The organism is Streptomyces sp. NPDC004667, assembly GCF_040609475.1.
In the GTDB taxonomy this organism is placed as follows: domain Bacteria; phylum Actinomycetota; class Actinomycetes; order Streptomycetales; family Streptomycetaceae; genus Streptomyces.
Genome location: NZ_JBEXKC010000097.1, coordinates 1 through 23,139 on the forward strand (window position 1 = coordinate 1; position 23,139 = coordinate 23,139).

Genomic DNA, 23,139 nt, shown 5'->3' on the forward strand with positions numbered 1-23,139 from the left:
CGGGAAGAAGAAGGCCGGGCCCGTCTGGGCACAGAGCGCGAGGTCGTACCAGGCGGGGGCAGCGGTGGCAGTGGTGTTCATCGACATGCCGCCGATCCTGCTGCGCCCCGATGGACGTCCGATCAACAGCTCATCAACAGCAGGTCAGCCACTGCGCGAGGGCGTCGAAGTCCGCGGGCGTGAGGCCCGCACGGGGATCCACCCGGTGCAGCAGCGCGGGCGCCGGGTGACGGTCTGCGGCCCAGGCCCGGTCGGCGGCGGTGATCTCGTCGTCCACCCAGACGAAGGGGCGCCCCGCCGCGCGGGCGAGGAGCGGACGGGTCTTCCAGTGGAGGCCTCCGCGCCCCTCGTCCTCCGTGGGCTCCGGCCAGTCGACCACCGGCAGCCGCGGCAGCCCGATCCGCGGGGCGATGGTCTCGTTGGCCTCCTCCCCCCAGGTCGTGGCCCACACCAGCTCGCAGTGCAGCGCCAGCAGCCGGGCCCCGAGGCCCGGATCGAGCCTGCCCAGCAGCGGATGGCCGGTCGCGGCGGCCGCGGGGTGGCCCGCTCCCCCGAAGGGGATGAGGGGCCCGTCGACATCGAGGAAGAGCAGCGGCCGCAGGTCGGAAGTCCTCATGGCCACAACACTAGGTCGTCCCTTCCGGCCACGGGACGAGAACGCGACGGTCGCGCGGGCCGGCCCGGTCCGGGCGGTGGTGGGCGCGGACGGCCTCCGGGGGGCACGCGTCAGCCGACGGATCAGTCCTCGTGCTTCGCCCGGCTCGGCTGCACCCGCTTGGGCTCGCCCGGCATCTTGGGATGGTCCGGAGGGTAGGGCATGTCGCCCAGTCCGTGCTCGTGTTCGTCCCGCTCGGCGAGTTCCAGCACGGTCTCCAGGCCGAAGGCGTGCTCGTCCATGTCGGCGTGCAGGTCGCCCAGTTCGGCGAAGCGCGCCGGCATCGTCACGATGTCGAAGTCGCGCGGTTCCGCGTCGTCCACCTCGTCCCAGCGCAGCGGCGCGGAGACCGGGGCGTGCGGGCGGGGGCGGACGGAGTACGCCGAGGCGATGGTCCGGTCGCGGGCGGTCTGGTTGTAGTCGACGAAGATGCGCTCGCCGCGCTCCTCCTTCCACCAGGCGGTCGTGACCTGTTCGGGCATCCGCCGTTCCAGTTCCCGCCCCAGGGCGATCGCGCACCGGCGCACCTCCGTGAAGGTCCAGCGCGGGGCGATCGGCACGAAGACGTGCAGCCCCCGCCCGCCCGAGGTCTTGGGCCAGCCGCGCAGGCCCAGTTCCTCCAGCAGCGCCCGCAGTTCGTGGGCGGCGGCCACCGCGTGGTGGTAGTCGGTGCCCGGCTGCGGATCGAGGTCGATGCGCAGTTCGTCGGGCCGGTCGGTGTCCCCGCGGCGCACCGGCCAGGGGTGGAAGGTGAGGCAGCCCAGATTGGCGGCCCACAGGACTGCAGCCGGCTCGGTCGGGCAGATCTCGTCGGCGGTGCGCCCGCTGGGGAAGGAGATGTGGGCGGTCGGGATCCAGTCGGGGAGGTTCTTCGGGGCGCGCTTCTGGAAGAAGGACTCGCCCTCCACCCCGTCCGGGTAGCGCTCCAGGGTGGTGGGGCGGTCGCGCAGCGCGCGGGTGATCCCGTCCGCCACGGCCAGGTAGTACTCGGCGACGTCCCTCTTGGTGAGGCCGCGCTCCGGGAAGTACACCTTGTCCGGACTGGACAGCCGGACCGCCCGCCCGCCGGCGTCGAGCTCGATCGCACCACCCGCAGCACCCATGAGCGCCACGGTAGGCGGGCCCGGCCGGGCGCGCACACCGGGCGGGTCCGCACGTACCACCGCAGAATCGACGGCATGGACCTGCCGGTGATGCCCCCCGTGAAGCCGATGCTCGCCAAGTCCGTGGCGAAGATCCCGCCCGGGATGCAGTACGAGGCGAAGTGGGACGGTTTCCGCGCCATCGTGCACCGCGACGGCGACGAGCTGGAGATCGGCAGCCGCACGGGAAAGACCCTGACCCGGTACTTCCCGGAGCTGGTGGCGGCTCTCAAGGAGAACCTGCCGCCCCGTTGCGTGGTGGACGGGGAGATCGTGATCGTGCGGGGCGGGCGTCTCGACTTCGAGCGGCTCACGGAGCGGATCCACCCCGCCGCGTCCCGCGTGAAACTGCTCGCCGAGACCACCCCGGCCAGCTTCGTGGCCTTCGACCTGCTCGCCCTCGACGACGCGTCCCTCCTGGACACCCCGCTCGGCGACCGCCGTACCGCCCTGGTCAACGCCCTTTCCACCGCTCGGCCCCCCGTGCATCTCGCGCCCGCGACCACCGACCCCGCGCTCGCGCGGGAGTGGTTCGAGCGGTTCGAAGGCGCCGGACTCGACGGGGTCGTCGCGAAACCCCTCGACCTCCCCTACCGGCCCGACGCCCGCCTGATGTTCAAGATCAAGCACGAGCGTACGGCCGACGTCGTCCTCGCGGGTTTCCGTTTCCACAAGAGCGGTCCGATTGTCGGATCACTGCTCCTGGGCCTGTACGACGACCGGGGCGCGCTCCAGCACGTGGGGGTCTGCGCCGCCTTCCCCATGAAGCGCCGGGCCGAGCTGGTCGAGGAGCTGGACCCCCTGCGCATGCCCGACCCGGAAGGACACCCCTGGGCTGCGTGGACCGAGGAATCGGCGCACGAGAGCGCCCGGCTCCCGGGCGCGCAGAGCCGGTGGACGGGCAAGAAGGACCTGTCCTGGGTCCCCCTGCGCCCCGAGCGGGTCTGCGAGGTCAGATACGACCACATGGAGGGCGACCGCTTCCGCCACACCGCGCAGTTCGCCCGCTGGCGCCCCGACCGCACCCCGGAGAGCTGCACGTACGCCCAACTGGAGGAAGTAGTGGGCTACGACCTGAACGAAGTCCTCGGCTTCAAGGACACATAGACGACACGCCCGGGGTGGTCAGCTCGACGTCAGTTTTTCCCATTCCGCACGGTCCGGGCCCACCGCGTTCGGGGCGTAGTCCGGCCGGGCCGCGAGCCAGCGGGTGACGCGGGCCCGGATCAGGGGGTGAGCGTAGGCCCGTTCGGGCGGGTCGACGAGGTGGCGGACCCTGGCCCGGGCCCGCATCACCTCCGGGTCCTCCAGCGCGCACTCGAACAGCGCGGCCGCCTCCCGGGCCGTTCCGGTCCGGGAGGCCCGGGTCGCGAAGCGGTCCCCGATGGCCGCGTCGGCGACCACCTGGAAGTCGAACCAGGGCTTGATCGTACGGACGGCCCAGTCGTGGTACTCGGCGGCGAAGCGGTCGGACCCGGCGTCCTGGTGCGCGGTCCGCGCCACCCGGTGCGCGGCCCACAGGGCGAGGGAGGTCCCCTGCCCCAGGGTCGGGTTGGTGTGCGTGAGGGCGTCCCCCACGGGCACCAGCCCGCTCACCACCGGGCCCCGCCCGTCCGCGAGCGCGCTCCACCGGTTGTCCAGGCCCGCGGTGGCCAGGACCCCCGACAACGGAACGGCGCCCAGCCCCAGCCAGGCCTCGCCGGGCGGGAAGGACCGGGCCGCGGCCTCGAAGACGACGGGCTCGCGCAGCGCCGAGCGGGTGGGGTCCTCGGTGTGGACGAACAGGGTCACGGCGAAGGTGGCGTTGTCGGCCGGGAAGACGGCGCAGCCCGCGAAGCCCCCGCCGGTCACCGTCCACGGCCTGCGCGGCCCGTCCTCCATCCCGGCGGGCAGCCGGTACCAGCGGCAGAAGTAGGCGAGGCCGGTGCGGTGCCGCTCCACGGTGCCCGGTCGGCAGCCCGCCGCGGCCAGCCACCGTTCGACGCCGCCCCGCCGCCCGCCGGCGTCCACGACGAGGTCCCCCTCGTACGCGCCGCCGGCCGTGGTCACCCCGGTCACCCGCACCCCCGCCCCCGCACCCGTCGCGTACACCGCCCCCGACGTGGCCGTCGCCGCGGACCCGGAGACGGCCGTCAGTCCCGAGACCGGCTCCCCGTAGCGCACCACCGCCCCCGGCTCGGACCGCAGCGCGGTCGCCAGGGCGCTCTCCAGCACGATCCGGCGCGCCTGGAGCATGATCAGGTCCTCGTCGCCGGGCCGGGCCGGCGGGCGTACGTCGAACCAGTCCAGCTCGTGCCGCTCGCGCGCGCCGAGCCGGAGCATCTCGGCGTGGACGTCGGGCAGTTCGGTGACCAGCACCTTGCGGGCGGCGCCGAGCAGGGCGTGCGGCTGCGCGGCCTGGGGGACGGCCGGGCGGCGCCAGCCGAAGAAGTCCCGGTCCAGGGCGGTACCGGGCGCACGGGTGTCCCGCTCGAACAGCTCGACGGTGTGCCCCCGCCGGGCGGCGAGCAGTGCGGCCGCCAGACCCGCGACCCCTCCGCCGATGACCAGCACGTGTGCCATTGCGCCCCCCTGAGCCGACGGACCGTACGACGATCGGACCGCCCAGAGCCTGCGCGGACAGCCCCTGACCGAAACCCGTACAGTTGTCCGATTCCATGCGTTCGGCGGCTCACGGGCCGAACCGGGTTTGACAAACGATCGGGCCCGACCGGCAAATGGAGCCATGGCATCCGAAGAGCAGGCCGCCGCGACGACTCCGGCCGCCGTACGGGCCGTCCCCCAGCCCAACGCCGTCGTGGGCGTCGGGCTGATCGTCCTCCGCCCCGACGGCCGGCTGCTGCTCGGCCAGGCGCACGACGGCCGGTGGGAACTGCCGGGCGGCAAGGTCGATCCCGGGGAGGGCTTCGAGCAGGCCGCCGCGCGGGAGCTCGCCGAGGAAACCGCCCTGCGGGCCGCGCCCGAGGCCATCGAGGTGCTCGCGGTGCAGATCGACGCGGGCTCCGGCCTGACCCGGCTGACGGCCGCCGCCCTCACCCGGTCCGCCGAGGGCAGCCCCGCCGTCACCGAGCCGCACAAGATCGCGCGTTGGCAGTGGTTCGCCCCGGCCGAGGTCCCCTCCGCCCTCTATCCCCCGACGGCCGCCGTGCTGCGCAGCTGGCGCCCGGACCTTCCGATGCTGCCGCACGTGCCCTCGTACGACTACCCGACCGGCCCGGCCTCCCGGGCCCCCCGGAGCACCCCGTAGGGCACCCGGGCGCTCAGGTCGCGGAGGCGATGGTCACCACCGTGACGGCCGCCACCGCGGCGTGCATGTCCCGGATGGCCGCGCGTACGCTCTCGCCCGCCCACTGACCGGCGGCTATCTCCCCCATCCGCGGCGCCACCAGCCGACGCGGCCGGTCCGGGAAGGCGAGCCGGTGCAGCCCGGCCGCGTGCAGCAGGGCGATGAGGCCGGCCGTGCGCCCGTCGGGATCGGCACCTTCCAGGACCACCGCCCCGAGCCGGTCCCGCAGCTCGCGCTCCACGGCGGTGTCCATCTCGGGGTAGCGGCGCTGCGGGAACACCCCGAACACCTTGTGCACCTGCGACCCGACGACGCCCCGCTCGCCGAGGCCGTCCAGCGCGGCGGTGACCGCCTTGGCGTGGTCCTTCGTCAGCCAGTCCGTCACCCGCCGCTTGCTGCGGCCCCGCAGCCAGGACTCGATCATCAGGATCCGGCCGTCGAGCAGCCGCTCCCCGGTGGGGGCGGTGCTGCGCAGTTCCAGGTACTTGCCGGTCACCGAGACCCGCTCCGCCATGACCAGTTCGAGGAGTATGCCCCCCGCGGCGGCCCAGCCCGCCGACTGCCGCTGCCTCGCCGCCCCCGACGCCCCGTCCAGGGACAGCAGCACGACCTCCTCCGCCAATGTGATCGCCATGAGCGGTACCCCCCGCCTTGCCGTACGCGACACCCTTCGCCGGGAAGGACGACCGGCGACCGCCGCGCGTTCCCCGGCCCTACCCGCGCTGGACCAGCCGTGGCGCGAAATTGCCGTCGCGCAGGTCCTCCGCGAGCAGCCGCTTCGCGATCGCGTCTGCCGCCACCCGCAGTTCCGCGCTGCGCGGCCGCCCCCGGTCCTTCTCCAGCTGGTCGCCGAGCCACCGCGCCCACGCGGCGGAGATCACCCCCGCCTCCCGCTCCCCGCCCGAGGTCAGCGCGAAGTAGCCGTTCTGCCGGGTCAGGTAGCCCTCCTCGGTCATCCGGTCGAAGACCGGCAGCAGCACCTCGGGCGGGACCGACCGGCGCGCCGCGATCAGACCGAGCCCGGCGTGGCCCACCGTCCGGGTCAGCAGGTCCACCTGCATCACGGCCCACGCGCCCGCGATGTCCAGCCGGGTGTCGGAGCCCTCGACGATGGCCCGCGCCGTGTCCTGCCCCATCCCCCGTACGAGTTTGCCGACGGCCAGCTCCAGCAGTTTGGCCGAATCCCCCGAGGCCGAGGCCGGCGAGGCGAAGCCCTCGCCCATGTCGGTGGACGCGGCCCGCGCGCTGTCGCGCAGGTGGACCTCCTTGAGGAACAGGGCGACGACGAAGCCGACCAACGCCACCGGCACGGTCCACAGGAACACCGTCTGGAGCGCCTCGGTGTACGCGTCGACGATCGGGCCGGCCGCCGCCGGGTCCAGCCCGTGCACCCCCTGCGGGTTCTGTGCCGCCACCGCCAGCGCCGCCGGATCGGCCCCGGTGGCGCGGGCGGCCTCCGCCACGCCCGCCTTCAGCGCCGGTTCCAGGCTGTTGGCGTAGATGGTCCCGAAGACCGCGGTCCCGAAGCAGCTGCCGAGCGTGCGGAAGAAGGTGACGCCGGAGGTGGCGGTGCCGAGGTCGGCGTAGTCGACGGTGTTCTGCACGGCGATGATGAGCACCTGCATGCACAGGCCGATGCCGACGCCCAAGACGAACATGTACAGGGATTCCAGCCAGGCGCCGGTCTGCGGCCCCATCCGCGACAGCAGGTAGAGGCCGACGGCCATGACCGCGCTGCCCACGATCGGGAAGATCCGGTAGTGGCCCGTCTTGCTGGTGACGTTGCCGCTGAAGACGGACGCGATGAGCAGGCCGATGACGAGCGGAAGGGTCCGTACGCCGGAGACGGTGGCCGAATCCCCGTCCACGTACTGGAGGTAGGTGGGCAGGAAGGTCATCGCGCCGAGCATGGCGAAACCGACGATGAAACTCAGCACCGAGCAGACCGTGAAGACGGGGTTGCGGAACAGCCGCATCGGCAGCATCGGCTCGGCGGCCCGCGTCTCGACCAGGCAGAACAGCGCCAGGGCCAGCGCGCCCCCCGCGAACAGGCCGATGATGACCGGTGAGTTCCAGGCGTACTCGTTGCCGCCCCAGCTGGTGGCGAGGATCAGCGCGCTCGCGCCGGCCGCGACGAGCGCGATGCCCAGGTAGTCGATGACGGGCCGCCCGGCGGCCCGCACCGAGGGGATGGTCCGGGCGGCCGCCACGACCACCAGGATCGCGATCGGGACGTTGACGTAGAAGGCCCAGCGCCAGCTCAGGTGGTCGGTGAAGAAGCCGCCGAGCAGCGGCCCGATCACCGTCGCGACACCGAAGACGGCGCCGATCGCGCCCTGGTACTTGCCCCGTTCGCGCAGCGGCACCACGTCGGCGATCAGCGCCATCGAGGTGACCATCAGGCCGCCGGCGCCGACGCCCTGCACCCCCCGCCACAGGATCAGCATCGTCATGTTGGCGGAGAGGCCGCACAGGAAGGATCCGGTGATGAAGACGACGGCGGACACCTGGAAGACGAGCTTGCGTCCGAAGAGATCGCCGATCTTGCCCACCAGCACCGTCGCGACGGTCTCCGCGAGCAGGTACGAGGTCACCACCCACGACATGTGGGCCGCGCCGCCCAGGTCCGCGACGATGGTCGGCAGGGCGGTGCCCACGATCGTCTGGTCGAGCGCGGCCAGCAGCACGCCCAGCATGATCGTGCCGAAGACGACGTTGCGCCGCCGCCGGTCGAGCACGGGGGGCGCCCCGGCCGGGGCGGGAGCAGTGGTCACTCTCGCACTGTCACAGCGGACCGCCGCTCCCGCATGCCGCAAGCCGCCGTACGGGTGACCCGTACGCACACGAGCCCCGGCACCGGCGGCGCCCCCGCGTCAGCGCAGGTAGCCGAGCCCGGGGTGCTCCGTCGCGTATCCGTCCAGCAGCCGCCGGGCCACGGCCACGGAGTCCACAAGCGGGTGCAGGGCGAAGGCCTTGACGGCATCGGCCCGCGCCCCGCTCGCCGCGGCGGCGAGGACCTCCCGTTCGGCGGCCTTCACCGAGGTCACCAGCCCCACCGCGTGCAGCGGCAGCGGGTCCACGGCGACCGGGTGGGCCCCGTTGGCGTCGACCAGGCAGGGCACCTCGATCACGGCGTCCGCGTCGAGCACCGACAGGGTGCCGCGGTTGCGGACGTTGAGGATCAGGGTCGCCCGCTCGTCCCGGGCGATGGCCCGCATCAGCGCGAGGGCCACCTTCTCGTAGCCGCCGGACTCCAGGTCGCTCTCCTCGCGCTCCCCCACGCCCGCCACCTCGCGGTTCTCGGACATGTACGTGGCCTCGCGCTCGGCCCGGGTCCGGTCCCAGGCGGCGAGCGCCGACCCGGGCGGCCCGTCCGGCCGCCCGGTCCCGGCGTAGAAGGCGCGCTGCTGGTCGCGCAGGAAGGCGCCGCGCGTCCGCTCGGCCCGCTGGTACGCCCGCACCGTGTCCCGGTTGAAGTAGTAGTAGTGGAGGTACTCGTTGGGGATCGCGCCGAGGGAGCGCAGCCAGTCGGCCCCGAAGAGGCGGCCCTCCTCGAAGGACTCCAGGGCCTTGTCGTCGGCCAGCAGCCGGGGCAGCTCGTCCCGGCCGCCGACGCGCAGGCCGCGCACCCATCCCAGGTGGTTGAGGCCGACGTAGTCGATCCAGGCGTCCTGGGGCCGGGCGCCGAGCAGCCGGGCGATCCTGCGGCCGAGCCCGACCGGGGAATCACAGATCCCGATGACGCGGTCGCCCAGCACCTCGGCCATGGCCTCGGTGACCACCCCGGCGGGGTTGGTGAAGTTGATGACCCAGGCGTCGGGGGCCGTGCGGGCGATCCTGCGGGCGATCTCCCGGACCACGGGAACGGTGCGCAGCCCGTACGCGATCCCGCCGGCGCCGACCGTCTCCTGGCCCAGCACGCCCTCGGCCAGGGCGATCCGTTCGTCGGCGGCCCGGCCCTCCAGTCCGCCGACCCGGATGGCGGAGAAGACGAAGTCGGTCCCGCGCAGGGCCTCGTCGAGGTCCCCGGTGGCGGTGACGGCCGGGGCGTCCGCCGCGCCCGATGCCGCGGCCTGGTCGGCGAGCACCCGGGCCATGGCGGTGAGCCGGCCGGGATCCTCGTCGTACAGGGTCACGTGGGACACCCGTCCCTCGCCGCGGTCCCCCAGGAGTGCTCCGTAGACGAGCGGGACGCGGAATCCGCCCCCGCCGAGGATGGTCAACCGCACGCCCCTACCGTCCTTCCGCCGTCACGACCGGTGCCACGGACCACGACCGCGCGCCGGGCGGAGGTCCGCCCCGGCACCGCGGCGGATGCCACGATCCGTGGCATCGCACGGATGCCACGGATCGTGGCATCCGCCCGGCGGGACCCCCGCCGGGGGTCCCGCGGCACGCGCTTCAGGGGACCAGTGTCCCCCGCCCGCTCAGTCGACCGGCGACGGCACGGCCCGCAGGCGGGCCCCCTGCTGCTGCGGGAAGCCGGTGACACCGCGCACCGGACCCGTCGGCAGGCCCTGCGGTGCGGAGAGCACCAGGGTGATCCGGGTGAGTCCCATGCCCTCCAGCATTCGGCTGGATTCCGCCACCATGCGGCACCGCACCACGCCCTGTGCGGGGTCGGGATGACGGACCGTCCGGACGGCGCCGTCCTGTTCCGCAGCGAGTTCGCCGTGGGTGCTCAGCCAGTGCGGGACCCCGTAGCGGTAGGCGGCCTCCATGAACGGGTCACGGGCGACCTCCTGACGGATGCTCCGCAGCCCCTCGTCCTCCGGGGCCGCGCCGAGGGCGGTGGCGAACTGCGCCAGCAGCGGTACGCACCAGGCCGGTTCGTGGTCCTCCAGCACGGCCGCGGCGTCCGGGTGGAACAGCACGAAGCGCAGGAAGTTGTCGTCCGGCAGGGCCGTCGGATGCGGCCTGACCGACTGGAACAGCCGGTCGAAGGCCGAATTGGTGAGGGCCACGTCCCACCGGTGGTCCACCAGGAAGGACGGGTAGGGGACGGCCTCCATGAGGGCCGCGTAGTCGCACAGGTAGTCGCGCTGGGCCGGATCCTGCGGCAGCCGGTTCTCCTCGGCCGCCCGCCAGGTGGGCGGCGGATCCCGGTCGACCATGACCCGGAAGAGCCAGAAGCACTGCCGCTCGCTCATCTCCAAGGCCTCGGCCAGGGCGAGGAGTTTGCGGTCCGTCCATTCCTTGACGAGCCCGCGCTCCCAGTTTCCGTACGCCCGCACGCTGATGCGCAGTCGCGACGCGAGGTCTTCCTGGCTCAGGCCCAGTTCCTCGCGGCGCTGGCGCAAAATCTCCTTGCGTCGCTCCGACCGCACTGCGCCACGGGCGGACTCCTCGCCCGCCAGGCGTTCCTCACCGGCTCGGACGAGGCCATCAGACGGGCCCACCGCTGCGAGATGTGGCACCGAGAGCTCCCCCTCCTCACGGTCTGGATCTTCATTTCCGTGTGGCGATCCTGCTACCGACTTCATTCGAGTGTCAACTATTGTGGCAATTCCAGCCTTGCGACAGCTCATTCCCGCCACAGCTGTGGCAAGTTCTAGCTCTCCCAAAACAAACCGGATAGATTCCCTGAGGCCGACCACGTGCCCACTGACCTCGCGCGATCTAGGAGAACCACTGGTGACAGACGGCTTCCCGGCTCCCGTCGCGGTGGCCAACGCGCCCCTGGCAGCGACCGTCACGCGGGTCGCCGAACTCGCGAACAAATTGGGCCGCCCCCGAAACCAGGTCTTCGACCTCCGGCGGCTCTCGGAAGCCTCCGGGGTCCCCGCCGATGTGATCAAGACCCTGCTCGACGGGCGCCCGGCCGGCGAACCCGATCTCCAGGCCCGCTTCCTCCAGCGCCTGGACCTGCTCCGGCGGACCCGGGTGAAGTCCAACGGGCGCCGCTACACGCAGCAGGAGATCGCGGACGGCGCCGGAATGTCGCGGCAGCAGGCCGGCGCCCTGATCAACGGCGACCGCCGTCCCACCATGGAGCACTGTGACGCCATCCAGCGCTTCTTCGGGGTGCACGCGGGCTTCCTCACCGCCCACGACGCCGACGCCCTCACCGACGCGCTCCAGCGGACCGAGCAGCAGCTGCTCCAGGACTTCGCGGGCCGCGAGCGGCAGACCGTACCGGCCGAGACCGCTTCGGCGGGCGATCCGCTGGCAAGACTCCTGCAGAACCACGGAGTGCGCGGCATCGCGTGGCGGGCCGCGCAACTGCCCAGCGACAAGCACCGGGACAAGGTGACCGAATGGCTGGACATGCTTCTCGAAAGCGTCAAACCGAACGAATCATGACCCAGTCGAAAGTCTGGATCTGATCCTTGAGTCCTGATCCGGATCCGCGCCGACGGGGAGAACGGTGAGCATAGGCAGAGCACAGCGGCGTTTGTGCGGGGAGCTGGTGGCCGGCATCAAGCTGCCCGCCCCCGTGGAGCCCCTGGACCTCTACGCCGCCCTCTGCGAGGGCATGAGCCGGCACCGTGGCCGCCCGGTGGAGTTCCGCATGGCGGCCTTCCCGCAGGGGACGGCCAGCGGCCTCTGGCTCGACATGGCGGACCGCGATCTGGTGGTCATCGAGGAACGCACCGCGCCCGACCACCAGCTGGTGATCCTGGGCCACGAGCTGTGGCACATGAAGGCCGGCCACTGCAGCCACCACGTCGACGGCGCCGCCGTCGCCGCCCGGCTCCTGGCCGACGGTGCCGACCTCGGCGAGACGGTCCGCAGCGTCGCGGCGCGCACCCGTGCCGACGTCCAGGAGGAAACGGACGCCGAGACCTTCGGGCTCCTGCTGGGCAGCAGGTGCCGCACCTGGCTCGCCGGCTCCTCCGGCCTGCGGCCCCCGGCCCAGCGCGACGAGCTCGCGGGCCGCATCGAAACCTCCCTCGGCTACCGGGGGCACAGGAACGACCGTTGAACGGACAGGACTACTACATCCCGGCAGTCGCGATGGCGGTCTCCCTCGTCTGCAAGCTGCCAGCCCTGCGCGCGCACTGGCGCGATCCGCTGCTGAGGTCCGTCTGCGTACTGCTGGTCCTGGCCACGGCGGTGTTCACCTTCGCCGCCCCGCCCACCATCGAAGCCGTCAACCGCTGGACCGGGATCCCCAATTTCTCCGCCCCGCTGGTGTACTGCCTGATGACGGCCTTCAGCGCCTCGTGCCTGGTACTGATGTTCAACTGGCGCGGCGGTCCGCAGCGGGAGATCAGGCGCACCTCGGCGCGCCTGATCATGGGCTACTCCGTCGTGGTCGTGGCGATCGTGGTGTTCTTCCTCCTCGGCGAGGCGTCCGTCGAGCGGCTGCGGGACTTCGACACGTACTACGCCAACACCCCGTACGTCCGCCTGATGATCGTCTCCTACCTCCTGGCGCACAGCGTGGCGGCCGCGACGATGGTCGCCATGTGCTGGCGCTGGTCGGTCCGGGTCCACGGCTGGCTGCGAGCCGGGCTGGTGATCATCGTGTCGGGGTACTCCATCAGCCTCACCTACGACGCCACCAAGCTGTCCGCGGTCTGCGCGCGCTGGCTCGGTCACGACCTGGACTTCCTGAGCACCTACGTGGCCCCGCCCCTGGCCTCCGCCGCGGCGCTGGTCAGCGCGGTGGGCTTCGTGCTGCCGCTGGTCTGCCAGCGGGTGTCGGACAGCTGGCAGACCTGGACCACGTACCGGCGCCTGGGCGCGCTGTGGCGCGAGGTGCGCAGCACCGCTCCGAGCGGCACCCCCTGCGTGCGGATGTCCTGGTGGTCCCCGGCCGAGATCCGGGTGATCCAGCGGGAGTCCGACATCCACGACGGGTTCCTGCGGCTCGGCCCCTGCTTCGACCGCCGCCACCGCGACTCCGCCTACGAGCGGGCCCGCGCGGCCGGCGCCGACGAGGAGACCGCCCGGGCCGTCGCGGACGCGGCGATGGTGGCGGCCGCCGTACGGACGAGTTCCACGGCCCCCGAGGGGACGGCGGACGACGGGACGGGCGGGGAACGGGTGCTGGTGACCGCCGACGGTCCGCGCGACCTCGTCCGCATCTCCGACGCCCTGCGACACTCCCCGCTGGTGGCCGCGGCCCGGCACCGGGCGGCCCCGGCCGAGGGCTGACCGGGGCCGGGAGCCGACCCCGGCCGTGACCGGGCGGGAGCCCCACCGGGCCCCGGTGCGGGACCTTCAGCGGGAGGCGGTCACCGTGACGGCCGGGAACAGGTCCTGGAACGGCCCGGCGGAATCGGTCCCGTCCCGCCCGTACGGGGCGTCGAAGCTCCAGACCATGAAGAGCAGGAACACGATCAGCGCGCTGAAGAGGCCCGCCAGCAGCAGTTCCCGGCCGGAGCGCCGGATCTGCAGGGTGAAGATCAGCCCGATGGTGACGAGGCCGCCGACCACCAGCCCGACCCAGACCACGCTCGGCAGGGTGGACTCGTCGCTCTGGGTGCGCGAGTGGCGGGCGTCGTCGGCGGCCGCGATGTGGTCGAGCAGCGGCTGGTAGGCCTGCGCCTGCAGCTCATTGGCGGGGCTCTGGTGGGTGACGTCGCCGCGCAGCTTCCCGAGCAGTTGCGCCCCCTCGTCAGAGGCACCCTGCCCGGAGACCAGCCTCGGCCAGTCCACGTTGACCGTGTGGGAGACGTACGCGTCCACCTCGCCGCGGATCCGGTCGCGGACGGGCGCCGGGTAGACGTCGGCGCGCTGGGTGACCTCGTAGAGGGACTGCGCCTCGCGGCGCACGCTGTCCTCCGCCCCGCCGCGCGCCTCCCAGACCCCCGCGATGGCCAGACCCAGGACGATCGCGTAGACCACGCCGACCATCATCGTCATGTACTCGATGACGTCAGGGGTTTCGCTGGTGTCCTCGTCGGCCGCGACCCGGCGGTGCCGGATCGCGGTGATGGCGAGGACGACGGCGCAGACGAGCGCCATGGCGATGGCCAGGACCAGCCATTCGGACACGAGAAATCTCCCGTTCGTGGGTGCGTGGGTGCATGGGGTGCGTCAGCCGCGGCTCTTGGAGCGGGGGCGCAGCGCGGCGGCCGCGAGCACGGCCGGGGTGGTGACCACCACCATGAGCATCATCGTGCTCAGGCCGTTCGGGCCGCGCCGTGCCAGGGCCGCGGAACGGTACGGGCGCACGTGGAAGGCGCGCGCGGGCGCGGCGGCCCGCACCGCGGGCGGGGCGGTGGCCGCCGCGGGGACCGGCCCCGGTCCGGGCCCGGGCGCCGGCGGAGCCGGGGGCGGCTGCGCCGGGGCGTCCGGCGCCGGGGCGTCGGGCGCGGGCGTCCCGGGAAGGCCGGGGGCCTCCCCGGGGTGGTGCACGGTGGGCCGCTGCACGCCGGGCAGGGTCACCCGCACGGAGGGAACGGCCACGGGCGGCCCCGGCACCTCGGGCGGCGGCGAGACGGGCGGCCGTACGACGGGCGGCTTCGGATGCCCGCCCGGCACGCACACGTCCACCCGCGCCCCGCGGCCGTGGCCGTGGCCGTCGGTGTCGCCCGCGACCGCCACATGGCCGTGCAGGGGGCAGAGCACCGCCACCAGACCCGCCCCGGCGAAGTACTGCCAAGCCGTCACCGCGCTCCTCCCGATTCGGCAGCCGATATGAGGGTTACGGCTGAAGAAACGATCAAGGCGCCGGTTCGACACGCGGCGGACAGGTCAAGATCCGCCCTCGGAGGGTGACTTCGGGACGGCCGGAAGATCGCGGAACCCCTCCTGATCGTCCGTCAGACGGGGTCGGGGGCGGCGGGGCCGGGGGATCAGGCCCCGTCCGCGCGCTCCACGTTGGCGATCATCGTGCGCAGCACCCGGAGCGCGGCGACGTACTCCTCGTCGGCGACGCCCTCGTGGACCACCGCGCGCAGTTCGCTCACCTTGGCCCTCACCCGTGCCCTGGCCGCCTCCCCCGCCCCGGTGAGGTACAGCCGCTGCCCGGTGTCGGCGCACAGCCAGCCGCGGCGCAGGAGCCGGTCGACGACCCGGGCGATCTCGTCCGGGTCGTCCGCGAGCGGGGTCAGCTGGACGACGGCCTCCGTGCGGGTGGGGGCCGACGGGCCGCCGTGGACGCGGTTGAGCACCCAGTACTCGGGCTGGGTGACGTCCATCCGGGCCAGGGCGTCGCGCAGGTGGCGGGTGACCTTCGCGTGGGCCAGGCCGCTCCAGTAGCCGATGGGCTGGGTGGCCAGGGCCTCGTCGGTGGCGGCCGGGTCTGCGGGGGCCTGGTCTGCGGCCGGGCGCGTCGCGGATGTCATGGCCCCCACGCTAGCCGCCGGAGTCGGCGCGGCCCTCGGGTCACGCCGGAGCCGCGGCGGCGGCGCCGGGCGGGTTGCGGGCGAGGTGGCCGCACTCGTTGCCACGATGGACCCCGAACCACCCGAACCTAAAGAATCAGGACACAGGGTGGCCCGTTTTGCGATCGGTCACGGAAGCGGCGATGAGTTTTCCCGGCGCGAACAGTCTCACTACCGTCGTCCGACAACACAGGAGGAACACGTGGCTCAGTTGTTGAGGGTCCAGAACTTCAACGTCTCGACAGACGGCATCGGCGCCGGCGAGGACCAGAGTTTCGAGAATCCGTTCGGCCACGTCGATCCCGGGAGGCTGTTCGCCTGGGCCGGCGCCACGGCGAGCTGGCCCATGCGTACGGATCCCGGGGGCAGTCGGGGCCTCGACGACTACTTCACGCGGGACTACGCGGTCAACATCGGTGCCGAGATCATGGGCCGCAACAAGTTCGGGCCCCAGCGCGGGCCCTGGAACGATCACGAGTGGCGCGGCTGGTGGGGGGACGAGCCCCCGTTCCGCACCCCCGTGTTCGTCATGACCCACCACCCGCGTCCCTCGTTCTCGCTCTCCGACACCACGTTCCATTTCGTCGACGGCGACCCGGCCACGGTCCTGGAGCAGGCGCGGGAGGCGGCCCGGGGCAAGGACGTCCGGCTCGGTGGCGGGGTCACGACCGTCCGGGAGTTCCTCGACGCCGATCTCGTCGACACCCTGCACGTGGCGGTCTCGCCGGTGGAGCTCGGGTCCGGACTGCGGCTGTGGGAATCACCCGACGAACTGCTCGACCGGTTCCACCTGGAGGTCGTGCCCAGCCCGAGCGGTGTGACGCACCACCTGTTCTGGCGCAGGTGACCGTTCCCGGGGCCCGTCGGCCCGGGCGCCACAGCCCTTAGGCTGGGGCCCATGTCCGGTACCACCGCCCCGCTCCCCGCTCCTCCGGTGGCCGTGTGGGCGGTGGGGCGGCGGCCGTGGCGGTTCCTGCGGTCGTGGTGGCCGTGGCGGTGCTGGGCGTACCTGGGCAGCGGGTTCCCCCTCGGGTACGCGGTGCTGGTCGCCCTGGTGCTGCTCGTGGGACTCGGAGTGGTGCTGGCGGTGGCCGGGGTCGGACTCCTGCTGCTGCTCGCCGCCGTCGCCGGTGCCGTGCCGCTGGCCGAGCTGGAGCGGCGCAGGCTCCGGTGGGTCGAGCCGGCTCCCGTCGCCGATCCGCACACCTCGCTCGCCGGGGCCGGCGCCGCCGCCTGGCTGCGCACCCGGCTGAGGGAACGGGCCACCTGGCGGGAGTTGGGCTACGCCGCACTGCTGGGGGCCGTGTTCGGCGCGGCCGGGTTCGGGGTGCTGGCGCTGGTGGCGTTCTCGCTGCTCCTCGTGGTGTCACCGGCCGTCGTGTGGGCGCTGGCCCCGGAGCCGGTGATGCTGATACCCGGCCGGGCCGTGACGGGGCCACTGGAGGCGCTGGGCGGGACGGCCGCCGGGCTGGCGGGGCTGGTGCTCGCGGCGTACGCGGGTGCGCTGATCGCCGGGGCGCAGGTGAAGACGGCCCGGCTGCTGCTCGGGCCGCGCGAGGAGGACGGCCGGGTGCTGGAGCTGACCCGGTCGCGGGTCCGGCTGGTGGAGGCCTTCGAGGCGGAACGGCGGCGCATCGAACGCGACCTGCACGACGGGGCCCAGCAACAACTGGTCGCCCTCAGCATGACCCTGGGCCTCGCGGAACTGCGGCTGCGCGGGATCCCGGAGGCGGCGGAGGCCTCGGCCCTGGTCGGCCGGGGGCGCGCCGAGGCCAAGCTGGCGCTGGAGCAACTGCGGGACCTGGTCCGCGGAATCCACCCCCAGGTGCTGACCGACCACGGCCTGGCGGCGGCCGTCGCCGAGGTGGCGCTGCGCCATCCCGTACCGGTCTCGGTGGACCTCGGCGCCCTGCCCCGGCTGCCGGAACACGTGGAGACGACCGCCTACTTCACCGTCACCGAGGCCCTCGCCAACGCCGCCAAGCACAGCGGCGCCGCGCACGTCGGCGTCGCCGGTAGGGTCGAGGGGGACCGGCTCACTCTCACCATCACGGACGACGGCCGCGGCGGGGCCGATCCCGGCGCGGGAGCGGGCCTGGCGGGTCTCGCGGACAGGGTGGCGATGTTGCAGGGCAGGCTGACGGTGTCCAGTCCGGTGGGCGGTCCGACGGAACTGCGCGTGGAGGTGCCGTGCTCCGTGTGATCCTCGCGGAGGACTCCGTACTGCTGCGTGCCGGCCTGACCGAACTGCTGACCCTCGGCGGCCACCGGGTCCTCGCCGCCGTGGGCGACGCCCCCGCCCTGCTGGAGGCGGTGGAGGCCGAGCGGCCCGACGTGGTCGTCACGGACGTCCGGATGCCGCCCGGACTGCGCGACGAGGGGCTGCGCGCCGCGCTCGAACTGCGCTCCCGGGACGCCTCATTGCCGGTCCTGGTGCTCTCCCAGTACGTCGCGACGGCGTACGCGGCCCAGCTGTTCACCGGCGCTTCGGCGGCCGGGCTGGGTTACCTGCTCAAAGACCGGGTCGGTGAGGTGACCGAGTTCCTGGACGCCCTGGAACGGGTCCACGGCGGCCAGACGGTCATCGACCCGGAGGTGGTGCGCGTCCTGCTCGCGCCGCCGACGGCCGCCGACCGGCCGCTGGCCCGCCTGACGCCCCGCGAGCGGGAGGTGCTCGCGCTGATGGCCGAGGGCCTCAACAACCAGGCGGTCGCGGCCCGGCTGTTCATCACCGAGGCCTCCGTCGTCAAGCACTCCGGCAGCATCTTCACGAAGCTGGACCTGGACCCGACGGAGGGCAACCGCCGCGTCCTGGCGGTCCTGGCCCACCTCCGGGGCCGGGACGGGGCCGGGGGGACCTCCGGCGGACCGGGACGCCCGGCCCGCCCCGCCTGATCCTCCGGGCACCCCTTACGCCCCACTCCCTCACGGCCGGCTGCCCCAGGGTTTGGCCCCCTCCGGGTCCAGGGTGTCCGCGCGGGCGCGGAGTTCCTCCGCGATCTCGTCCCAGGAGGGTCCGTGCGCCTCCAGGTCGAAGGCCGCTTCCCTGATCAGGGCCGGGTCGTCGGGCCGTTGCAGCAGGAGCAGCCGGTAGGCCAGGTTGCGGACCCACACGGGCAGCAGGCCGTCGACCACGGCCGGGCACAGCTCGCGGATCATGGCGATGATCTCGTCCGGGCCGGCGAAGGTCAGTTCCTCCACGAAGTACGACGCGTCGTGCTCCCGGCGACGATCGCACTCGGGCGTGGGTCCGTACTCGTCACCCCAGATGCAACGGGCGTGCTCGGTCAGCGTGGTGTGGCGCATGACCGGACCCTACGCCGCCCCGGCCGCCCGGGGCTCCCGCGCCCGGGAGCCGGCCACGATCCGGGACGCGCCGGGCGTCCGGGGCGCGCCCGTCCGGGGCGCGCCCGGCCGGGGCGCGACGGAACGGGCCCACAGCACCAGGAGCACCGGCAGTGCCAGGTAGCCGAAGCGGCCCGCCGGGGCCAGCAGGAAGGCCAGGGTCAGCCCCAGCGCGAGCCGGTCGGCGGCGGCGACGGCCGTGCGCGGCGGGCGCGCCCACAGGGAGAGCGCCACCCCCAGCCCGGCCAGGGCCAGCAGGGCCACCGTCACGTGCCAGCCCCACGGTCCGAGTCCGGCGAGCAGGTGCCCCGGCAGCGGGCTGCTCGCCGGGGTCGGCACGTCCGCCCGGCCCGTCGGGAAGGCGAACACCTGCCGCCACAGCTCCGCCGGCTGGAGCAGCACCCCCGGGAGCACCAGCACCGCCGTGCCGGACACCGCCACCGCCGCACAGCGCACCGCCGCCCGCGCGCCGCGGCAGGCCCCGAGTACGGCGACGGCCACCGCCACCGCGGGCAGCGCGGTCCACTTCATGGCGCACGCCGCCGCGAGCGCCGCCCCGGCCACCGCCGGACGGCCGGAGACGGCCGCCGCGAGCGCCAGGCAGCACAGCCCCGCCAGCGGCAGGTCCACCCCGCTCACCACCAGCGGAAGGGCCACCAGCGGAGAGGCCACCAGCAGCGGGAGCAGCGGCGAGGGGGGAGCGCCGAGCATCCGGCGGCCGGCCCACAGGCAGGTGAACAGGGCCGCCGCGCACCAGATCCGGGCGTCGCCGAGGAGGCGGACCGTCCAGCCGTCGCCGCCGCCCAGCAGGGCGCGCGGGAGGCCGAGGAGGGCCATGCCGGGCAGGTAGGGGGTGTACTCCTCGACTCCGGCGGGCCGGTCCACGTAGAGGCGTCCGGACTCCAGCAGGAGCCGCCCGGACCGTTCGATCACACCCACCTCCGACTGGCCCTGGCCGGTGAGGACCAGGTACAGCAGGGGCAGGACGACCGCTCCGGTCAGGGCCGCGGCCCGCGCCGAGCGCGGGCGGCCCAGGGCCGTGGCCCCGGCGGCCACCAGGTATCCCGCGGCCGCGCAGCAGCCCCACAGCCGGTGCGGGCCGAGCGGGGAGAACAGGGGGAACGCCAGCGCCCAGACGGCCGCGAGCAGCCAGCCGGCGGTCCACCGGGCGGTGGACGGGGCGGAGAGGAAACGGGAGGCCACGGGCGGGAGCGGGCGGGCGGAAGGGGTCATGGACCCATTCCAGCCGCGCGTCCCCCTCGGGTCTGCACGCCCAGGCGGAGCCTTCGTGGTGGGGTTTTCCCTACCCCGGCCGCTCCCCCACCGCCTGCGCCGGCCGCCGCCGTTCACGCCGAAGGGCGCGACCTCGGCAGGTCGCGCCCTTCGGGGAGCCGTTGGCGGCGGGGCGGTCAGGCCTCCGGGGAACCGCCGAAGCGCTCGCGGTAGGACTCCAGGTCCTCCTCGGTGATCCGCGCGAAGAGCACCGGCGGCACGGTGAACGGGGTCCCGGCCGGGACCGCGTCCAGTGCCTTGGCCTGCTCCGGGGTCACCCACACCGCAGTGTCGTCCGCGAGGTCGAACGCGGAGCGCATGGCGCGCGCGGAGGCCGGGATGAAGGGCTCGGAGACCACCGAGTAGAGGTGGATGAGGTTCATCGCGGTGCGCAGGGTGAGGGCCGCGCCCTCCAGGTCGGTCTTGACCTCCAGCCAGGGGGCCTTCTCGTCCAGGTAAGCGTTTCCGGCCGACCACAGGGCGCGCAGCGCTGCCGCCGCCTTGCGGTACTGGAGGGCCTCCATGTGGCCCTCGTACTCGGCGAGGAGCTCGGCGATCTGCTCGCCCAGCCTGGCCTCGGCCGCGCCGGCGGCGCTGCCCGCGGGGACCTCGTCGCCGAACTTCTTGCGGGAGAAGGTCAGCACCCGGTTGACGAAGTTGCCGAGGGTGCCGCCGAGGTCCTTGTTGACCGTGGCGGCGAAGTGCTCCCACGTGAACGACGAGTCGTCCGACTCGGGGGCGTTCGCGATGAGGAAGTAGCGCCAGAAGTCGGCCGGGAGGATCTCCAGCGCCTGGTCGGTGAAGACGCCGCGCTTCTGCGAGGTGGAGAACTTGCCGCCGTAGTACGTCAGCCAGTTGAAGGCCTTGACGTAGTCGACCTTCTTCCACGGCTCGCGGGTGGCCAGCTGGGTGGCGGGGAACATCACCGTGTGGAACGGGACGTTGTCCTTCGCCATGAACTGGGTGTAGCGGACGTCCTCGGCCTCGTACCACCAGGCCTTGTAGTCGCGGTTCGCCGGGTCGAGGTCGGCCCACTCCTTGGTGGCGCCGATGTACTCGATCGGGGCGTCGAACCAGACGTAGAAGACCTTGCCCTCGGCGGCCAGTTCGGGCCACGTGTCGGCGGGCACCGGGACGCCCCAGTCGAGGTCACGGGTGATGGCGCGGTCGTGCAGGCCCTCGGTCAGCCACTTGCGGGCGATGGAGGAGGCGAGCTGCGGCCACTCCTCCTCGTGCTCGGCGACCCAGGCCTCGACCTCGTGCTGGAGCGCGGACTGGCGCAGGAACAGGTGCTTGGTCTCGCGGACCTCCAGCTCGGTGGAGCCGGAGATGGCCGAGCGGGGCTCGATCAGGTCCGTGGGGTCCAGGACGCGGGTGCAGTTCTCGCACTGGTCGCCGCGGGCCTTGTCGTAGCCGCAGTGCGGGCAGGTGCCCTCGACGTAGCGGTCCGGCAGGAAGCGGCCGTCGACCGGCGAGTAGACCTGCCGGATCGCCCGCTCCTCGATGAAGCCGTTCTCCTGGAGCCTGCGCGCGAAGTGCTGGGTGATCTCGCGGTTCTGCTCGGAGGAGCTGCGGCCGAAGTAGTCGAAGGACAGCTCGAAGCCGTCGTAGACCGCCTTCTGGGCGTCGTGCGCCTGCGCGCAGAACTCGGCGACCGAGATCCCGGCCTCCTTGGCGGCGAGTTCGGCGGGGGTGCCGTGCTCGTCGGTGGCGCAGATGTACAGGACGTCGTGGCCGCGCTGGCGGAGGTACCGGGAGTACACATCCGCCGGAAGCATCGACCCGACCATGTTGCCCAGGTGCTTGATCCCGTTGATGTAGGGAAGCGCGCTGGTGATCAGGTGTCGAGCCATCCTCGGATGCTCCATTCGTTTCATTTGTACGGGTTCATGCGTAACGGCGTGCCGTGACGGATTGTGATGCGGTTCATCGTATCGAACCGTCGAAAGGGCACGCGCCCGCATTTCGTCCGGGTGGACGTGACGCAAAAACAGCGAGGGCAGTGACCTCTGCGTCACGGCCCTCGCAATGGGCCCATGTTACAGCCGCGGTACGGAGGCCCCGACCGGTGTCCGGGGGACGGGCACCCCGCGCCGGGCGGCGCCCGCCGGGTGCCGCGTACGGGACCGCCGGATGCCGCCGCCGGCCCTGCCGGGTGCCGCGTACGGGCCCTCAGTCGCGGCCGCCCGCCCCTCCGTCGAGGGCCGTGATCCGGGCGCCGCCGGTGAGCCGGCCCGTCAGGGCGACGGGGGCGCCCTCGGGTCCGGCGGGGGCGGTCAGGCTGCGGCCGTTCGCCTCCGCCCGGACGGCGCCGGTCGCGGTGATGGCGGCGACCTCGCGGCTCCCGGCGGCGAGCTGGTACCAGCGGCCCGCCGGGGAACGCCACCGGGTGCCCACGAGGAGGTGCTGGCCGAAGCGGCCGCAGGCGGCGGTGGACCGTGCCCGGACCACCTCCTGCGGGGGCCCGGCGGGCGGGCGCAGCCGTACGAGGACGTCGCCGGGGCCGGCCCAGCCGGAGGCCCGGGTGCAGCTCCAGGTGGCCCGGCCCGCGCCGTCGGGGAGTTCGGTGTCGGCGAAGTCCCAGACGTTCACGGCCCGGACGCCGCCGCCGCTCAGTTCGCGCAGCCCGCAGGCCCCCGGAGCCCAGGCCGCGCGGGCGGCCGGTCCGGTGGCCTCGCGGGGCTGCCGGGCGGGCACGGCGGCGGGGCCGTCGGGGAGCGGGGTGTAGGTGAGGTGGACGGGAGTGAGCCCGCCCAGGTCGGCCAGGAGGAAGGAGTGCTTCTCGACGATGCGCGGGGAGGAGGTCAGTTCGAGCACGGGCCAGGCCTCGCAGGTCCCGGTGCCACGGGGGACGGCGGCCGGGGCCGTGACCCCGTCGGCGGCCACGGCCAGGGGCCGGGCGGGATCCCCGGCGCGGAGCAGGTCGAGGGTGGCGGCGGTGGCGATCCAGGGCGCGAGCAGGTAGCGCGCGGCCGGGCCGGCCCGGTCCCGGGTCAGGGCGAGGGCGGCCGCGGTGGTGACGCCCGCCTCGTCGGTACGGGCGAAGTCGAGGGTGCGCGGGCCGCGCGGGCCGCGCACCGTCTCGGTGTAGCGCACCACGCGGTCGCCGTCGAGCAGGACCACGACCGTCGTCGCGGGTCCGGTCCCGTCCCCCGGCCG

Annotated in this window: 22 protein-coding genes; 8 read left to right on the top strand and 14 right to left on the bottom strand. The window is 73.6% G+C overall.

All coding sequences use genetic code 11. The annotated features are described in order from the left end of the window. Positions 1-133: 133 nt before the first annotated feature. Positions 134-616, bottom strand: coding sequence for an HAD domain-containing protein (locus ABZW32_RS33840; protein ID WP_356223562.1), 483 nt, complete (start codon positions 614-616; stop codon positions 134-136). Between the two features lie 122 nt (positions 617-738). Further along, positions 739-1,758, bottom strand: a complete 1,020-nt coding sequence (ligD, locus tag ABZW32_RS33845) for a non-homologous end-joining DNA ligase (RefSeq protein WP_356223564.1) — start codon at positions 1,756-1,758, stop codon at positions 739-741. Positions 1,759-1,833: 75 nt separating this feature from the next. On the opposite strand from ligD, the gene ABZW32_RS33850 reads away from it, so the two are divergent. Further along, complete coding sequence (locus tag ABZW32_RS33850) at positions 1,834-2,904, top strand: ATP-dependent DNA ligase (protein ID WP_356223567.1); 1,071 nt, start codon at positions 1,834-1,836, stop codon at positions 2,902-2,904. Positions 2,905-2,922: 18 nt separating this feature from the next. Here the strand turns inward: ABZW32_RS33850 and ABZW32_RS33855 are convergent, their stop codons facing one another. Then, positions 2,923-4,359 (bottom strand): FAD-dependent oxidoreductase, encoded by a 1,437-nt coding sequence (locus tag ABZW32_RS33855; protein WP_356223570.1) that lies wholly within the window; start codon positions 4,357-4,359, stop codon positions 2,923-2,925. A gap of 163 nt (positions 4,360-4,522) precedes the next feature. Between ABZW32_RS33855 and ABZW32_RS33860 the strand changes: the two genes are divergently transcribed. Further along, positions 4,523-5,044 (top strand): NUDIX domain-containing protein, encoded by a 522-nt coding sequence (locus ABZW32_RS33860; protein WP_356223572.1) that lies wholly within the window; start codon positions 4,523-4,525, stop codon positions 5,042-5,044. Between the two features lie 13 nt (positions 5,045-5,057). Here ABZW32_RS33860 and ABZW32_RS33865 read toward each other — a convergent pair whose 3' ends face one another. From ABZW32_RS33865 to ABZW32_RS33880, 4 genes are all read right to left on the bottom strand, one after another. Beyond that, the gene (locus ABZW32_RS33865; RefSeq protein ID WP_356223575.1) at positions 5,058-5,717 is read right to left on the bottom strand and encodes a GPP34 family phosphoprotein; all 660 of its coding nucleotides are present in this window, start codon (positions 5,715-5,717) and stop codon (positions 5,058-5,060) included. Between the two features lie 79 nt (positions 5,718-5,796). Beyond that, positions 5,797-7,779 (bottom strand): MDR family MFS transporter, encoded by a 1,983-nt coding sequence (locus ABZW32_RS33870; RefSeq protein WP_356223618.1) that lies wholly within the window; start codon positions 7,777-7,779, stop codon positions 5,797-5,799. 177 nt (positions 7,780-7,956) lie between these two features. After that, entirely contained in the window at positions 7,957-9,312 is a 1,356-nt protein-coding gene (locus ABZW32_RS33875; protein WP_356223578.1) for a 6-phospho-beta-glucosidase, read from the bottom strand. Between the two features lie 198 nt (positions 9,313-9,510). After that, positions 9,511-10,383: a helix-turn-helix domain-containing protein gene (locus tag ABZW32_RS33880; protein WP_356223581.1), complete on the bottom strand. Its 873-nt coding sequence runs from the start codon at positions 10,381-10,383 to the stop codon at positions 9,511-9,513. Positions 10,384-10,717: 334 nt separating this feature from the next. Between ABZW32_RS33880 and ABZW32_RS33885 the strand changes: the two genes are divergently transcribed. The 3 genes from ABZW32_RS33885 (at position 10,718) to ABZW32_RS33895 (ending at position 13,186) form a co-directional block, all read left to right on the top strand. After that, positions 10,718-11,386: a helix-turn-helix transcriptional regulator gene (locus ABZW32_RS33885; protein WP_356223584.1), complete on the top strand. Its 669-nt coding sequence runs from the start codon at positions 10,718-10,720 to the stop codon at positions 11,384-11,386. A 64-nt stretch (positions 11,387-11,450) separates the two neighbouring features. Next, positions 11,451-12,008 carry a toxin-antitoxin system, toxin component gene (locus ABZW32_RS33890; protein ID WP_356223587.1) on the top strand — a complete coding sequence of 186 codons (558 nt, stop codon included), beginning with the start codon at positions 11,451-11,453 and terminating at the stop codon, positions 12,006-12,008. Next, positions 12,005-13,186: an MAB_1171c family putative transporter gene (locus ABZW32_RS33895; RefSeq protein WP_356223590.1), complete on the top strand. Its 1,182-nt coding sequence runs from the start codon at positions 12,005-12,007 to the stop codon at positions 13,184-13,186. The genes ABZW32_RS33890 and ABZW32_RS33895 overlap by 4 nt, the downstream gene beginning before the upstream one ends. Positions 13,187-13,252: 66 nt before the next feature. On the opposite strand, the gene ABZW32_RS33900 is transcribed toward ABZW32_RS33895, so the two are convergent. From ABZW32_RS33900 to ABZW32_RS33910, 3 genes are all read right to left on the bottom strand, one after another. Next, positions 13,253-14,029, bottom strand: a complete 777-nt coding sequence (locus ABZW32_RS33900) for a hypothetical protein (RefSeq protein WP_356223592.1) — start codon at positions 14,027-14,029, stop codon at positions 13,253-13,255. A gap of 42 nt (positions 14,030-14,071) precedes the next feature. Next, positions 14,072-14,647, bottom strand: a complete 576-nt coding sequence (locus ABZW32_RS33905) for a hypothetical protein (RefSeq protein ID WP_356223595.1) — start codon at positions 14,645-14,647, stop codon at positions 14,072-14,074. A gap of 185 nt (positions 14,648-14,832) precedes the next feature. Next, positions 14,833-15,324, bottom strand: coding sequence for a MarR family transcriptional regulator (locus ABZW32_RS33910; protein ID WP_356223597.1), 492 nt, complete (start codon positions 15,322-15,324; stop codon positions 14,833-14,835). A 241-nt stretch (positions 15,325-15,565) separates the two neighbouring features. Here ABZW32_RS33910 and ABZW32_RS33915 point away from each other — a divergent pair, with 241 nt between their 5' ends. From ABZW32_RS33915 to ABZW32_RS33925, 3 genes are read left to right on the top strand one after another with little or no spacing between them, the layout of a single operon-like run. Next, complete coding sequence (locus tag ABZW32_RS33915; protein ID WP_356223600.1) at positions 15,566-16,210, top strand: dihydrofolate reductase family protein; 645 nt, start codon at positions 15,566-15,568, stop codon at positions 16,208-16,210. A gap of 51 nt (positions 16,211-16,261) precedes the next feature. Next, positions 16,262-17,566, top strand: a complete 1,305-nt coding sequence (locus ABZW32_RS33920) for a sensor domain-containing protein (RefSeq protein WP_356223603.1) — start codon at positions 16,262-16,264, stop codon at positions 17,564-17,566. Continuing rightward, positions 17,554-18,258 carry a response regulator transcription factor gene (locus ABZW32_RS33925; RefSeq protein ID WP_356223605.1) on the top strand — a complete coding sequence of 235 codons (705 nt, stop codon included), beginning with the start codon at positions 17,554-17,556 and terminating at the stop codon, positions 18,256-18,258. Before ABZW32_RS33920 ends, ABZW32_RS33925 begins: the two co-directional genes overlap by 13 nt. A 30-nt stretch (positions 18,259-18,288) precedes the next feature. On the opposite strand, the gene ABZW32_RS33930 is transcribed toward ABZW32_RS33925, so the two are convergent. The 4 genes from ABZW32_RS33930 to ABZW32_RS33945 all read right to left on the bottom strand — a co-directional run. Beyond that, entirely contained in the window at positions 18,289-18,669 is a 381-nt protein-coding gene (locus ABZW32_RS33930) for a hypothetical protein (RefSeq protein WP_356223607.1), read from the bottom strand. A gap of 9 nt (positions 18,670-18,678) precedes the next feature. Next, positions 18,679-19,941, bottom strand: a complete 1,263-nt coding sequence (locus tag ABZW32_RS33935) for a glycosyltransferase 87 family protein (protein WP_356223610.1) — start codon at positions 19,939-19,941, stop codon at positions 18,679-18,681. Between the two features lie 176 nt (positions 19,942-20,117). Beyond that, on the bottom strand, positions 20,118-21,833 hold the full coding sequence (gene metG / locus ABZW32_RS33940) for a methionine--tRNA ligase (RefSeq protein WP_356223612.1): 1,716 nt from the start codon (positions 21,831-21,833) through the stop codon (positions 20,118-20,120). A gap of 319 nt (positions 21,834-22,152) precedes the next feature. Continuing rightward, positions 22,153-23,139: hypothetical protein (locus tag ABZW32_RS33945; RefSeq protein ID WP_356223615.1), on the bottom strand; the 987-nt coding region annotated here is incomplete at its 5' end.